A 13,712-nucleotide genomic window follows, 5' to 3' on the forward strand; every position below is an offset into this window, starting at 1 on the left:
TCTCTGGTTTCTTATGACGTCAGTTGGCAAATCCAAGGAAACGGGGCAGCATCAACGCTGCGTCTTCCCAGAATGCGAAGATGAAAAGGATGCTGATTTCGGCCACCAGGAACGGCATCAGCTTGATCGATATGCGTTCGAGCTTTTCCCCCGTCACAGAGGACAGGACGAAAAGGCAGGCGCCGACCGGCGGTGTCATCAGCGATATGTTCAGTGCAAGAACGAAGATGATCCCGGCGTGAATGGGTTCCAGACCGACCTGCTCGGTCAGTGGCACGAGGACAGGTGCAAGGATGATCAGGATCGCGGTGATATCCATCACCATGCCCACAAGCAGCAAAAGCCCGATGATGATTGCAATGACCGCGTAGCGGTTGTCGGACAGGCTTAGAACGTTCTCGGCGATCAGCTGCGGAATACGTTCAAAGCTCATCCACCAGCCGAGAATTCCGGCAAAGGCGATGATGACGAAAATGACGCCGGTGATCCGGGCGGTGCGTACCAGCATCCGGTAGAAGGCTTTGAGCTTGAGCGTGCGGTAGACGAAAACACCTATGAAGACCGCGTAGGCCACTGCGATGGAGGCCGCTTCCGTCGGCGTAACGACACCACCCAGAATGCCACCCAGAATAATGATCGGCATGGCCAGCGCCGTAAGCGAGCTGACAAATGTCGACCAGACTTCCTTCAAGGTGGCGCCACGCGCCGCCTTTGGCAGGTTTTCACGGTTTCCGCCAATCACGATGACCGCCATGCAGACCAGGCAGATGACAAGACCAGGCAGAATTCCGGCTGCAAACAGACCGGCGATCGAAACGCCCATGAGTGAGCCATAGACAACCATGAGCCCGGAAGGGGGGATGGTTGGACCGATGATGGAACCGGCTGCGGTCACAGCACAGGCATAGTCGCGCTTGTAGCCTTCCTTGACCATGGCCGGCACGAGTGTTCGTCCGAAGGCGGCCGCATCTGCAGTCGCCGAACCGGTCAATCCGGCAAAGAAAACAGAAGCCAGCATGTTGGTGTGAGCCAGACCACCCCTGAACCGGCCTACCAGAACCTGCGCCAGGTTGACGAGCCTGTTGGTGATGCCGATGCCGTTCATGATTTCACCGGCAAGGATGAAGAACGGCATGGCGAGAAACGGAAAGATATTCAAACCGTTGAAGATCTTGCTCGGTCCGATGGACAGGAACTGGGTGCCGCCCATGTCGATCAGACCGACAACCCCGGCAAGACCAATGGCAAAACCGATCGGCATGCCGAGCAGGATCAGAAGAACAAATGCAATGCCCGCCCACATCAGACAGCTTCCTCTTCGGCAGGAAACTCCAGGTGTGTGCCGAGATCCCGCACAAGAACGAGAGCGAGCTGAGTGCTGCAAAGCGCGGCAGAAACCGGTATGGCTGCATAAAAAGGCTCGAGACTGAGCCCGAAGATCATTGCCTGCCGGCTGGCGCCGCTTTGAGCGAAGCCAAGGCCATACCAAAGAACATAGAGAAAGAGGCTCAGAGCGAGCAGGTCCATGACAATGAGGACCGTTCGCTGCACTGGCTTGGGCCACAAATTCAAAAAGGCTGTGAGACCAATATGTTCCCGCCGGGCAATACCGCAGGAAATCGCCAGCATCGCCGCCCAGATCATCAGGTAGCGAGCCATGACCTCGGGCCAGGGGAGTTGCCAATGAAAGTAATAACGGTCGACAACGCCCAGCCAAACATCAAGCACCAGCAGCAGCATCAATAAGGCAACCACGGCTTCGGTGATTGTGTTGATCCGTGCGATAGCGAGACGTGCCCACGTTTGCATTCTACCCTCCCAGATACGTAACTGAAGTACATTGTGTGGAGGTAAAAATACAAAATCAAGCAAAATTTCTAACTAAAGTACAAATTTTCGGCGAAGCAAGCTCAGAATTCTGTATCTTGAGTCTGGATTTCGAAAAGAAATGTACTTAAGTTACAAATCAAAATGAAGGCGTGGGAGCAGGAAATGTCGGATGGTGAAGGCGCGGAAACAGAACTTCCCAAACGTGGTCAGGGTGCCGTTGCAGATCTGATTTCCGCGTTGGACCGCATAGACGGTCAACTTGCTACGCGCGAACAACGTGTTGCAGATTACGTCAAGGCCAATATCGACCGCATCAGCACAATGACCATCGCAGAGCTTGCTGGGGCTGCCGATGTTTCCACCCCGACCGTAATCCGCTTCTGCAGGTCGCTGGGGTGCGATGGATTCAAGGAATTCAAGCTGCGTCTGGCGCAGAATCTGGCGGTAAGCCTTCAGTATATTCGACCGGACGTGGGTGAAGAGCCTGCCAGCATGGAGAATTCGATCGACCACGTTCTGGCAGCAATCTACGCGACGACCAACGCTATGCGCCATCAGCTCGATCCGGCGCAGCTGGAGCAAGCCAAGACAGCGATCGTAGGCAGCAAGCAGCTGCTTGTCGCTGGTATGGGCGGAGGGTCATCCGTGCTTGCGCAGGAGGGGGCCAACCGCTTTTTCAGGCTGGGCATCACGTCAATGGCTGTCAATGACAGTTACATCCTGCAAATGAGGGCCGCGACGCTGGGGCGCGGTGATACGCTGCTCCTGTTTTCGGCAAGTGGCGAAACCGATGCGATTGTCGCGGCCGCAAAGGTTGCGGAAGCCTATGGTGCAAAGACAATCTGCATTTCAAAGCCCGGCAGCCGGCTTGCAAGCGTCGTTTCCATCCCGATCGTCGTCGATCTGCCGGAAGACCCGCATATCTTCAAGCCGACTGCAAGCCGCTATGCATTCCTCGCCGTTTTGGACGCGATCGCCATGTCGGTCGCTTACGAGACAAGTGAAGAAACAACGGAGAACCTGCGCCGGATCCGCTCGTCCCTGACTGCGTATCACGGGCGCACTGCTCCTCAGCCATTGGGCGATTAGACGAGGTGGCGACAAGGCCTTTTAACGGACCGGTTTCAGATCCCTGGCGCATAACTCCCGGAATATGAAGCCCGTGATGTGCGATAGACATTACTCAAGGACACAGCGCACTTGCCGGCTTTGGCAAGCGCGGTGTCAGTCCTCCACCTCCGGATCATAAGATCTCAGCACAACGATCGTGTCGAAGCCCTTGATTTCCTCAGCATAAAAGTGCCTTTCGGTGAAGGCGGCATAAGCTTCCATGGAGGCGCATTCGATGGTCAGCACCAGGTCGGCCTTGCCGGTGACATGGTAGAGCTTTTTCACTTCCGGCAATTTCAACAGCGTCTCACGGGCTCTGGCATTTCTTTCCGGCTGGCCACGCACCATTTCCAGCATGGCGAGCAGGGTGACGGTGGTGCCGGTTACCTCGGGCGCCAGGATGGCAATTTCCTTACGGATCGCGCCGATCTCCCGGAGCCGCTGAACCCGTCGCAGACACGCTGCAGGCGACAGACCGACCTTTTCGGAAAGTTCCTTGCCGGTTTGGCGTGCATCGAGGCTCAACAGACGCAGCAGGCGGTGGTCGAAGTCATCTAGTGGGTCCATGAGAGTTATCTCGTCAAAAAAGAAATCAGGTGCGAGAAATTATCACAATCTTCTATTTTTTGCGATAAATTCTTGTTTAAGTGAGATGTTTGCGCACCGAGTGCAGCGATGCTCCCTAGTCTTCAATACAGTCAAGACAAAGGAGCACTCGAGATGAGCGATCAAACAACAAGTCAGAGCCCACTCCAATTCACCTGGGCGTCTTTCCCGGAACTGTTGCAGATTGTTGTTCGAAATCTTCAGCTCCAATCGAAGCGCCGGAAGGACGCGCAAAGCCTGGCGCAGATGCCGGATCACTTGCTGCGCGACCTCGGCCTAAGCCGGACAGATGCCTCAAGAATGCTGAGGAGCGAACTGACCATTGTTCCAACCGATTACAGCGAGACCGAGACGCAGAGGATTTTAAGGCGGCTGAATTGCTGGAGCGGGTGAAGGGAATCGAACCCTCGTCTTAAGCTTGGGAAGCTTCTGCTCTACCATTGAGCTACACCCGCGATGGCTCCGGGAGCTTTCTGCGCCGAGTGGACGGGTCTGTCAACTCAAGAAGTTGGATATCGACGTGCTGTTGATCTTGCACTGCGGCAAAGAAATCGCCATGTTCGCGCGGGCGCAAACTGCGCCAATGATGATGGCACACTCCAGGTCGGATATATGCGAAACAAGGTCAAGGCGCTCGTCACTTCGCGCAATTGGGAATTCTGTATTATCGGGATTATCGTCCTGAACGCCATCACGCTGGGGTTGGAAACCAGCAAGTCGGTGATGGACCAGGTTGGCGGAACGCTGGTGTTTGTCGACAAGGTGATCCTCGGGATTTTCGTCGTCGAGCTGATCTTGCGCCTCTATGCGCATGGCCTGAAATTCTTCAAGGATCCCTGGAGCATTTTTGACTTTGTCATCGTGGCGATTTCGCTTGTGCCGGCCAGTGGAAATCTCTCGGTGCTGCGTTCGTTGCGCATCTTGCGTGTCCTGCGCCTGATTTCGGTCGTTCCTTCGCTCAGACGCGTGATCGGCGGCCTGATTGCAGCCCTTCCAGGCATGGGCTCGATTGTCGTCCTTATGGCGTTGGTTTTCTATGTTTTTGCCGTCATGGCGACCAAGCTCTTCGGAGAATCTTTCCCCGAATGGTTCGGCGATCTTGGAGCCTCGCTTTATACGCTCTTCCAGATCATGACGCTGGAAAGCTGGTCCATGGGCATCGTCCGTCCGGTGATGGAAGCTTATCCCTATTCCTGGCTGTTCTTCGTGCCCTTTATTCTGTGCACGGCATTCACGGTGCTCAACCTCTTCATCGGTATCATCGTGTCGGCCATGCAGGAAGAACATGATGCCGAAGCCGATGCAAACCGGCAGGCGATCCATGACGATACGGGCTTGATCCTGGAAGAAGTGAAAGCCCTTAGAACCGAACTGAAGGCGCTCAGAGCCGAGGTCGACAAGACCAGATCCTAGAGGTCCTCGAGCGTCTCCTGGGGACCTTCAACGAGAAGACGTACACCGTTTTCCGTGTAATCGCGCGCGACAACGCTGAGGCCAAGCACCTCAACGCGTCGCTCCAGGTCTGAGCTGTGGGCGAAGTCCGCACTGAACTCCCTTTGCGCCATTTTTCTGAAAGGCACGAGATCGGCGTTGTTGATGGCGTCCTGAGCTGCGCCGGAATAGGCCCGCGCGAGGCCACCGCCGCCTAGTTTGGTGCCACCGAAATAACGCACAATCAGCACCGCGCAATTGATGAGCTCCGCCCCTTGCAGAACGCGCAAGGTCGGCATGCCGGACGTGCCGGCCGGTTCGCCATCGTCCTTGCCGCTTTCCTCTATCTGGTCACCTTCAAGAAGCCGTCTGTGAGCCGTGACCACATGATTGGCCTTGCGATGTTCCTTGCGAAGGTCGTCCAGCCGCTGGTCAAACACTTCAAATGGAACCAGATGTGCAAGAAACCGGGACTTCCGGTCCTCCAGAAAACCTTCGAACTCCCGCGTGACGGTCCTGAATGCCATGCCGGTCTATGCAGGCGACCTGAAATGTTTGGAAAGTTTGAGCGCCTGGCCCTGATAATTGGAGCCGATCCCTTCGCCATAAAGCGTTGCCGGGCGTTCTGCCATGTGTTCATAGACAAGGCGGCCAATGGTCTGGCCATGTTCCACAATGAAGGGCACGTCGTGCGACCGGACTTCCAGAACAGCGCGCGAGCCGACGCCGCCGGCTCCGGAATGACCGAAACCGGGGTCGAAAAAACCGGCATAGTGGACGCGGAATTCGCCAACCAGCGGGTCGAACGGCACCATTTCCGCAGCGAAGTCAGGTGGTACGTGCACGGCTTCCTGGCTGACCAGGATATAAAACGCATTGGGGTCGAGGATCAGCTCACCGCGTTGGCGGCGGTGGATCGGTTCCCAAAAATCGAGCGGGTCCTGCGCGCCGACAACATCGACGTCAATCAGGCCGGAGTGATGCTTGGCACGGTATCCGATCAGGCTGTCGGGACCATTGCCTTCAAGATCGATTGAAAGTTGAACGCCATTGCCGATACGCTCATTGCCACCGCTCATAAGCGTATGGGATTTGTGCACCTCTTCCAGAATGTCGTCAGCAATCAGGAACTGGCCACGCCGGAAACGGATCTGGCTCAACCTCGAGCCCGAGCGGACCAGGATCGGGAAGGTGAGGGGTGAAATTTCGGCGTAGAGCGGGCCTTCGTATCCGGCAGGGATAGTGTCGAAGGCAAGGCCGTTGTCGGTGATAACACGGGTGAAGACATCCAGTCGGCCCGTGGAGCTTTTCGGATTGGCGGTCGCCGAAATGTCCGCTGCAAGGGCAAGGCTTTCCTGCAGGGGAACGATATAGACACATCCGGTTTCAAGAACAGCGCTTTCCGAAAGGTCGATTGTATGAAGCTTCAGCTGCTCCAGCCTCTCGGCAACCCTGATCTCCGGGCCGGGCAGAAAGCTCGCACGAACCCTGTAGGCTTCGCGTCCAAGCCTCAGATCGAGGCTTGCAGGCTGGATCTGACCGGTGACTGGAGGTTCGGCAGCCGATATTTCGCCGGCTGCGAACATCTCCTGAATGATGCGTTCGGGCAAAATGCCGCTGGCTGAAAGTGCTGCGCTACCGTTCAAGACCTGACCCGCCGTGACGTTCATATGATTTCCCGCAAATTCCTTGCCTATCGTCCTTAGCGGATAGGGCGGCCCGCGCCAACAGGCTTTGTAGCCGATGGCAGGCTTTTCGCCGAAGGAGATTGACCTTCGAAACGTTTTCACTTAACAAACAGGCTCTTCGTGGTGATTTGGGCCGGCCGGCTTGCAGCCACGTTAAACAAGTTGCTAAATAGGCCGGAGGTGCAAACCCCGGTCTTGAGGCTGGGGTTTTTTGCGTTTGGAGCAATGGAAGACATGACTGAGACCACCAAGACCGGAAACAAGAACTGGCGTCCTGCAACCGCACTGGTGCATGGCGGTACGATGCGGTCACCTTTTGGTGAAACCTCAGAGACCATATACCTCACACAAGGGTTCACCTATAGCGGGGCCGAAGCGGCTGAAGCGCGCTTCAACGGCGAAGATCCAGGCTATGTCTATTCCCGTTATGCCAACCCTACTGTCAGCATGTTCGAGGACCGGATCAAGGGGTTGGAAGGCGCAGAGGCTGCGCGCGGGACTGCAAGCGGCATGGCAGCTGTCAATCTGGCGCTGATGGCGTCGGTCAAGGCGGGCGATCATGTGATTGCAGCCAAAGCCCTGTTCGGATCATGCCGATACATTTGCGAGACACTCTTGCCGCGGTTCGGGGTAGAAAGCACGCTGGTTGACGGCACCGACATCGATCAGTGGAAAGCAGCAGTTCGTCCGAACACCAAGGCGCTGTTTCTGGAAAGCCCGACCAATCCGACGCTCGAGGTGATCGACATTGCTGCAGTCGCCGACATCGCCAGGGAAGCCGGTGCGCGGCTGATTGTCGACAATGTCTTTGCAACACCACTCTATCAGTCGCCTCTTAAGCTTGGTGCCGACGTTGTCGTTTATTCGGCAACCAAACACATTGACGGTCAGGGCCGTTGTCTGGGCGGGGTCGTTCTTTCAGATGAGGAGTGGATCACTGACGAGGTAATGCCCTTTATCAAGCATACCGGGCCACACATGAGCCCTTTCAGTGCCTGGGTTCTCCTCAAAGGACTGGAAACGTTGCCGCTACGCGTGGCACGCCAGACCGAGAGTGCCGGAAAGGTAGCCGATTTTCTGGCGGACCAGTCCAAGATCAGCCGGTTGATTTATCCTGGGCGCGCCGACCACCCGCAAGCTGATGTCGTTCAGCGTCAGATGACAGCCGGATCGACAATGGTTGCCTTTGAAGTCAAGGGTGGTAAGGAAGCAGCCTTCCGTTTCACCAACGCGCTGGAGACGATCAAGATCTCCAACAATCTTGGAGACGCCAAGAGCCTGATCACCCATCCGGCCACCACGACCCATCAGTCGATTGGTGAAGAAGCACGCGCGGAGCTGGATATTTCCGACGGCATCTTGCGGCTATCAATCGGTCTGGAAGATCCGCTGGACCTTCTGGAAGACGTTGAAAAAGCGCTCAATGCAGTTTGATGAGCGCGTGAAATTAGACGTACGAGCCCGGCCAAGTGCCGGGCTTTTCATTTGAGATGCTGTCCAGGGCCGTTGTGAAGAGGCAACACAGTAAGCCCGAACCGTTGCGAAAGGAGCAAAACAGCGTGAACTGGCGCGCCAGTTGTGCCAAGGAAACCCTTGGATGGGCCGAAGAACGCCCATCGAATACCTGAGGGCAGGAAGTGGCTCAGATGACGGTTCAGTCCAAATTCGGTTACCAGGCCTATATCATTTGTACCTCACCCCGCAGCGGCAGCACCTTGTTGTGTAAATTGCTGGCGGCAACAGGCGTCGCCGGAAAGCCGGAATCCTATTTCCACGTGCCGACACTTGCGGCTTGGCAGAAATCCCTGAACCTTCAGTCCCGTGACTACAAAAAAGAAGTTTCGGCTCTCAAGGCAGTATTTTCCGCCTCCCGTTCCAAGGGTATGGGAGGAAGCAGTCTTTTCGGCCTGCGATTGCAGCGGAAAAGCGCAAGCTTTTTCTTTGACCGGCTCGAATTTACGCACCCGGACGCTTCGAGCGATCTGGCGCGCTTCGAAGCGGAATTTGGAAAAACATGCATCATCCATTTGACGCGGCAGGACAAGCTTTCCCAGGCGATCTCATTGATCAAGGCCACGCAAACCGGCCTTTGGCACAAAGCTCCCGATGGAACAGAGCTGGAAAGAACATCCGAACCGAAAGAACCGGACTACGACAGAGAGCTGATCCGCCAGACGGTTGAGGAAGTCACACTATATGAAGACGAGTGGAGCAATTGGTTTTCCCGGGAAGGGCTGGATCCCTACCGGATAACCTATGACGGATTGGCCAATGATCCGGAGACTGTCCTTGTCGATCTCATTTCGCATCTCGGTTTTGATGGCGCGGTTGCAAAGGGGATTCCGCTGCCTGTTGCCAAACTTGCGGACAAGGTGAGCGAGGAGTGGAAGACACGATATCTCCTGGACGAAGGTCTCAAAGGTAAAAAGCCAAATGAAATGAAACCCTAGTCTCTCAAGGCGGCGACGCCAATCAGGACACGGGCAGCGGCTGAGACGAAACACACAAAAGCAAATCCCCAGGCCAAAACGGGGAACCAGGCGGGAAGAAGAGCCATCAACAGGAACAGGGCTATGGTTTCTGCCCCTTCAGCCAGGCCGCCGAGATAATAGAGAGACTTGGAACCGCGCGCGTCCGTCGTCAGCTGTTTGCGTTCCGCCATGATGGCGAATGCCAGAAAGGCTGAGCCGTTGGCGTAGAAGCTGCAGAGAAGGGCTGCCGCAGGGAGGGCGTTGTTGGCAGGATCCAGCACAGCGAAGGCGAGCGGAATAGCGCCATAGAAGAAAAAATCGAGCGTGATATCGAGGTATCCGCCAAGATCGGTCTTGCCGGATGCGCGTGCAATCGCGCCATCAAGGCCATCAGCCAGCCTGTTCAGTCCAATCAGAAAGAAACCGGCAAGCGTTGCGCCGCAAGCAATTGCCACGGCTGCGACAAGACCCAAGGCGAAGCCGAACAGGGTCACCGCGTTTGCACTGATGCCGGCAGCCGCCAACGCCTGACCCATTCGGTTCAGGGGCGGATCGATCAGAGGACGAATTCGGGCATCGAACATGTTGATGGTCACATAATTGAAAAATTCAGCGGTCTACATGCAAAATCCACTCGGAAATCACAAGTCAGTCCCTTTCACGCTTACGTCATACGCCTTATAAGCCCGTTTTGAATGAACGGGTCCTAACCCGGAAGCAAAAGGATTAAACGTGTCGGGCAGTTACAGCGCCACAACCGAAGGAATCGAAGTCTCCGTCGAACCTTTTTATCTGGACGATGAATCGCGCCCGGAAGAAAGTGAATTCATCTGGGCCTATATGGTCGAGATCCACAATGGCGGCAGCGAACCGGTTCAACTGAAATCCCGCTACTGGCAGATCACTGACGGTCTTGGGCGTCAGGAAGAAGTGAATGGTCCGGGGGTCGTTGGAGAACAGCCGGTTATCGAACCCGGGGAAACCTACGAGTATTCTTCACACTGCCCGCTGGCGACAGACAGCGGTATCATGGCTGGTGCCTATGAGATGGAACGGCCTGACGGAACGCTCTTCAACGTGACGATACCTGCGTTTTCACTGGATCTTCCCGACAGCATTCGGAGCTTGAACTGACGCGGCCCTTCGGCGCTTGAATCCCCAATTCAACCGAACTGTCAGTCTCCGGTTCGTGAGGGCGCGTGCTGCCTCGTCCATGTCGTCAGCATATCCAGCGCTTCGGGCGCATAGGCGTATCGTCCCAACGCGAGAAATGCTGCCTGAGACCACCATGGCATCTGGCTTTCAAGCTGGTAGTTGAACAGTTCCGCGCGCAAAAGACTATGCGTACCACCTTTGATTACGCCACTTCGATTTGCAGCGTGCCCGGATTTCAAGAGAAACCGATAGCGACTGGAATTGTAGTCAGGGTCCACATTCAGATCTTCGCCACCGTGCAAAGTCAGTACCGGAATTGTGATCTTGGTCAGATGACCGGAAGAGTCTGCCAACACATTTTTCCGAACGAACTGGAAGCGGCTTGAGCTCATTGGATCTGGCCCGGCAATTTCAAGGTAGTCCTGATAGTCGAAGTCTTTGTCAGCCATTTGGTTATTGGCGGCGGCACTCTTCGACAGCGCGGTTTCTATCTCGCCCTGGGTGGCACCGTCGTTTTCAAGACGGCGACGCTGATAATATTGGCCTTGCCGAAGCCAGTTGACGGCACCGCCAATGATGATTGCGAAATCTGTGCTGGTTTTGCCTGCGGCGAGGTCCGCAACCACCCAGCCGCCCTGAGAGAGGCCAAGAACGCCCTTGCGAACCTCTGAGAGGTCTTCTTCCGCCGCCAAAGCAATCAGTGCCGCCTCCGCAAGGCGCGCGCGCTCGGCGAGCGAATACTGCAGCCAGTCGCCCTCGCTTTTACCTATCCCTGGTTTGTCCCAGCAAAAGACTGCGATACCACCATCAAGGAGTGCGTTGATGAGCGGCAGATAACCGCCATTGGCAAACCTGTCTGCCGGTCCGTCGCCGTGGATCAGCAGTACAAGCGAAGTCGGGTGTTCAACCGGCAAGATCAACGACCCGGAAATCTGGTGCCGTTCGTCCTGAAAACTGAGCTCGCGTGTTTCAAACTTTGAAAGCTCAAAGTCTTCAAGGCCGGAAAGAAAGACCAAGAGTGCAGCTAAAATGATCGCCGCAAGACCGGCAAAGAAAGTCGGGAAGATCCAGTTGCGCCTTGGGCTCGGCTTCTTCAACCCACCTGTCCGCCCTGCTTAGACCGAGCGATGGCGCGCAATTGCTCCGCGTTCGATCGCTGCCACGGTTAGCTTGTCGAGACTGAAGCGGTCACGAAGCAGCTGGAGAATGCGCAGCTCTTCCTGTTCAACGTGAAGATCGGCCGCTGCAACTTCGACAGCAAGTGCGTACGCCGTATCGTAAAGCTTGGCCGGAAGCACGTCGCCGACCAGTTCCAGCACCAGTTTGAGACCATCGTCTTCCTGCAAAATGTCGCCGCAGCGCTGCGCAGCCGGGATGATCCGCGTGCTGTCGTACCCTTGGAAAACCGGGAGCATCTTGACCACATCGCCAATCGTCGCCAGTTCCATATCGGTCATTTCGTTGTCCGACGCCGAAACGATGACCATCACATAGATGAGGGCTTCCTGTACGCTGATCGGCTCATTCTTAGTCACTATGCATTCTCCAGTGGCGCCGGTTATTTTCCAATTCGAAGGCCCGGTGTATAGGCTTGGCGTGAAAGCTTCAAGTCATGGACTTGCGACATGTGATTGCACATGAATGCTGCTTGATCTAGTGTCGCGCCGCAGCATTTGGCCTGAAGTCTCAAAAAGCCTTCCGTTATGCTGCGCAATTCATCCAAACAAACAGAACGAATTCAAAAAATGACCGACCAATCCCTGCCTCCGCTTGACCTTTCGCAAGACTTTGTCGAGGCGGCCCGGAAATCGAAAGCCTGGCCGTTCGAAGAAGCGCGAAAACTGGTCAAACGTATCGAGAAGCGGGATCCGGAAAAGCCGGTTCTGTTTGAAACCGGTTACGGTCCGTCCGGTCTGCCTCATATAGGAACCTTCGGCGAAGTGTTGCGCACAACCATGGTGCGCACAGCTTTCCGTTTGCTCACCGAAGACAGGATACCGACGCGTCTTCTGTGCTTCTCCGATGATATGGACGGCATGCGCAAGATCCCGGAAAGTGTTCCGGATCGGGCGGCACTTGAACCGTATCTGCAAATGCCGCTGAGCACCGTTCCCAATCCGTTCGGCGGGGACTTCGACAGCTTCGCTGCTCATAACAACGCGATGTTGCGCCGGTTCCTCGATACATTCGGTTTCGACTACGAATTCGCGAGCGCGACGGAGTATTACAAGTCCGGAAAGTTCGACGAAGTGTTGATCCTGGCAACTGAAAAATATCAGAAGATCATGGACGTGATGTTGCCGACGCTGGGGGAAGAGCGACAGGCAACCTATTCGCCGTTCCTGCCGATCTCGCCAAGTTCAGGGCGCGTGCTTTATGTGCCGATGAAAGAGGTGAATGCAAAAGACGGCACCATTACGTTCCAGGATGAAACCGGTGACGACATCACCTTGCCGGTGACCGGGGGACAGGTGAAACTTCAGTGGAAGCCGGACTTTGGCATGCGCTGGGCTGCGCTCGATGTCGATTTTGAAATGTTCGGCAAGGACCACATGACCAATGCGCCGATCTACGACAAGATTTGCAACATTCTGGGCGGAAAGGCTCCGGAACACTATGTCTATGAGCTGTTCCTGGACGAAAAGGGAGAAAAAATCTCCAAGTCCAAGGGCAATGGTCTGTCCATTGACGAATGGCTGACTTATGCAGCGCCTGAAAGCCTTGCGTTGTATAATTATCAGAAGCCCAAAACGGCAAAGAAGCTCTATTTCGACGTCATTCCGAAAGCTGTCGACGAATACTATACGTTTGCTCAGAAATACGAGCAGATGCCGGTGGAGCAAAAGCTGCAGAACCCGGCCTGGCACATCCACTCCGGTAACATTCCGAAGATCGATTTGCCGGTGCCTTTTGCCATGTTGCTCAATCTGGTGTCGGCCTCCAATGCGGAGAACAAAGACGTCCTGTGGGCCTTTATTTCGCGGTATGCGCCGGGCGTCACACCCGCGACGCATCCGGACCTGGATGCGCTTGTCGGCTATGCGATCCGTTACTTTGAGGACTTCGTTCGACCGACCAAGTCTTTCAAGGCACCCGATGAAACTGAACAGGTGGCGCTTCGCCAGCTGGACGAAAAACTGGCCGCCTTGCCACAAGACGCCGACGGTGCAGCCATCCAGGATGCAGTGCTCGATGTTGCGCGCGCAATTGAGCGATACCAGGATCCGAAGAAAAAAGGCCCTGACGGTGGTCCCGGCGTTTCGGTTGCTTGGTTCTCCGCGCTTTACCAGCTTTTGCTCGGCCAGGAAAAGGGCCCGCGTTTCGGCTCATTCGTCGCTCTTTACGGGATCGCCGAGACCCGGGAAATGATCCGCAAGGCACTCGCGGGCGAACTCTCGGCCTAAACAGGAAAGGCGGCGCA

The 13,712-nt window shown here is 55.7% G+C and carries 15 protein-coding genes, 1 tRNA gene and 1 riboswitch; of the genes, 7 read left to right on the top strand and 9 right to left on the bottom strand.

Annotated elements, in window-relative coordinates; all coding sequences use genetic code 11:
* Positions 1-19: 19 nt before the first annotated feature.
* Both Q0835_RS05530 and Q0835_RS05535 read right to left on the bottom strand, forming a co-directional pair.
* Positions 20-1,303 (bottom strand): TRAP transporter large permease, encoded by a 1,284-nt coding sequence (locus tag Q0835_RS05530; protein ID WP_298959170.1) that lies wholly within the window; start codon positions 1,301-1,303, stop codon positions 20-22.
* Entirely contained in the window at positions 1,303-1,809 is a 507-nt protein-coding gene (locus Q0835_RS05535) for a TRAP transporter small permease (RefSeq protein WP_298959173.1), read from the bottom strand. The genes Q0835_RS05530 and Q0835_RS05535 overlap by 1 nt, the downstream gene beginning before the upstream one ends.
* A gap of 183 nt (positions 1,810-1,992) precedes the next feature.
* Here Q0835_RS05535 and Q0835_RS05540 point away from each other — a divergent pair, with 183 nt between their 5' ends.
* The gene (locus Q0835_RS05540; RefSeq protein ID WP_298959176.1) at positions 1,993-2,919 is read left to right on the top strand and encodes a MurR/RpiR family transcriptional regulator; all 927 of its coding nucleotides are present in this window, start codon (positions 1,993-1,995) and stop codon (positions 2,917-2,919) included.
* A gap of 135 nt (positions 2,920-3,054) precedes the next feature.
* Here Q0835_RS05540 and Q0835_RS05545 read toward each other — a convergent pair whose 3' ends face one another.
* Entirely contained in the window at positions 3,055-3,507 is a 453-nt protein-coding gene (locus tag Q0835_RS05545) for an Lrp/AsnC family transcriptional regulator (protein WP_298813516.1), read from the bottom strand.
* A gap of 153 nt (positions 3,508-3,660) precedes the next feature.
* On the opposite strand from Q0835_RS05545, the gene Q0835_RS05550 reads away from it, so the two are divergent.
* Complete coding sequence (locus Q0835_RS05550) at positions 3,661-3,939, top strand: DUF1127 domain-containing protein (RefSeq protein WP_298813514.1); 279 nt, start codon at positions 3,661-3,663, stop codon at positions 3,937-3,939.
* Here Q0835_RS05550 and Q0835_RS05555 read toward each other — a convergent pair.
* Positions 3,928-4,001 (bottom strand) — tRNA-Gly (locus Q0835_RS05555). The genes Q0835_RS05550 and Q0835_RS05555 overlap by 12 nt on opposite strands.
* 157 nt (positions 4,002-4,158) lie before the next feature.
* On the opposite strand from Q0835_RS05555, the gene Q0835_RS05560 reads away from it, so the two are divergent.
* Positions 4,159-4,959, top strand: a complete 801-nt coding sequence (locus tag Q0835_RS05560) for an ion transporter (protein ID WP_298813512.1) — start codon at positions 4,159-4,161, stop codon at positions 4,957-4,959.
* Here Q0835_RS05560 and Q0835_RS05565 read toward each other — a convergent pair.
* Together Q0835_RS05565 and Q0835_RS05570 are read right to left on the bottom strand one after the other, a co-directional pair.
* Entirely contained in the window at positions 4,956-5,504 is a 549-nt protein-coding gene (locus Q0835_RS05565; RefSeq protein ID WP_298813510.1) for a YigZ family protein, read from the bottom strand. The two genes, Q0835_RS05560 and Q0835_RS05565, sit on opposite strands and share 4 nt — an antisense overlap.
* Positions 5,505-5,510: 6 nt before the next feature.
* Positions 5,511-6,647: a 2'-deoxycytidine 5'-triphosphate deaminase gene (locus Q0835_RS05570; RefSeq protein WP_298959179.1), complete on the bottom strand. Its 1,137-nt coding sequence runs from the start codon at positions 6,645-6,647 to the stop codon at positions 5,511-5,513.
* Positions 6,648-6,775: 128 nt separating this feature from the next.
* A riboswitch (SAM riboswitch) is annotated at positions 6,776-6,855 on the top strand.
* A 44-nt stretch (positions 6,856-6,899) separates the two neighbouring features.
* Here Q0835_RS05570 and Q0835_RS05575 point away from each other — a divergent pair.
* Both Q0835_RS05575 and Q0835_RS05580 read left to right on the top strand, forming a co-directional pair.
* The gene (locus Q0835_RS05575) at positions 6,900-8,099 is read left to right on the top strand and encodes an O-succinylhomoserine sulfhydrylase (protein WP_298813506.1); all 1,200 of its coding nucleotides are present in this window, start codon (positions 6,900-6,902) and stop codon (positions 8,097-8,099) included.
* 212 nt (positions 8,100-8,311) lie between these two features.
* A complete protein-coding gene (locus Q0835_RS05580) occupies positions 8,312-9,115 on the top strand; it encodes a Stf0 family sulfotransferase (RefSeq protein WP_298813504.1) in 804 nt (267 codons plus the stop codon).
* On the opposite strand, the gene Q0835_RS05585 is transcribed toward Q0835_RS05580, so the two are convergent.
* Complete coding sequence (locus Q0835_RS05585; protein ID WP_298813502.1) at positions 9,112-9,720, bottom strand: CDP-alcohol phosphatidyltransferase family protein; 609 nt, start codon at positions 9,718-9,720, stop codon at positions 9,112-9,114. The genes Q0835_RS05580 and Q0835_RS05585 overlap by 4 nt on opposite strands.
* Positions 9,721-9,868: 148 nt before the next feature.
* Here Q0835_RS05585 and apaG point away from each other — a divergent pair, with 148 nt between their 5' ends.
* A complete protein-coding gene (gene apaG, locus Q0835_RS05590) occupies positions 9,869-10,270 on the top strand; it encodes a Co2+/Mg2+ efflux protein ApaG (RefSeq protein ID WP_298813500.1) in 402 nt (133 codons plus the stop codon).
* Positions 10,271-10,311: 41 nt separating this feature from the next.
* Here apaG and Q0835_RS05595 read toward each other — a convergent pair whose 3' ends face one another.
* Both Q0835_RS05595 and Q0835_RS05600 read right to left on the bottom strand, forming a co-directional pair.
* Positions 10,312-11,388, bottom strand: a complete 1,077-nt coding sequence (locus Q0835_RS05595; protein ID WP_298959185.1) for an alpha/beta fold hydrolase — start codon at positions 11,386-11,388, stop codon at positions 10,312-10,314.
* An 18-nt stretch (positions 11,389-11,406) separates the two neighbouring features.
* The gene (locus Q0835_RS05600) at positions 11,407-11,778 is read right to left on the bottom strand and encodes a tellurite resistance TerB family protein (RefSeq protein WP_298814044.1); all 372 of its coding nucleotides are present in this window, start codon (positions 11,776-11,778) and stop codon (positions 11,407-11,409) included.
* 258 nt (positions 11,779-12,036) lie between these two features.
* Between Q0835_RS05600 and Q0835_RS05605 the strand changes: the two genes are divergently transcribed.
* Entirely contained in the window at positions 12,037-13,695 is a 1,659-nt protein-coding gene (locus tag Q0835_RS05605) for a lysine--tRNA ligase (protein ID WP_298959187.1), read from the top strand.
* Positions 13,696-13,712: the final 17 nt, after the last annotated feature.

The sequence above is a fragment of the uncultured Roseibium sp. genome, assembly GCF_947499295.1.
GTDB lineage: Bacteria > Pseudomonadota > Alphaproteobacteria > Rhizobiales > Stappiaceae > Roseibium.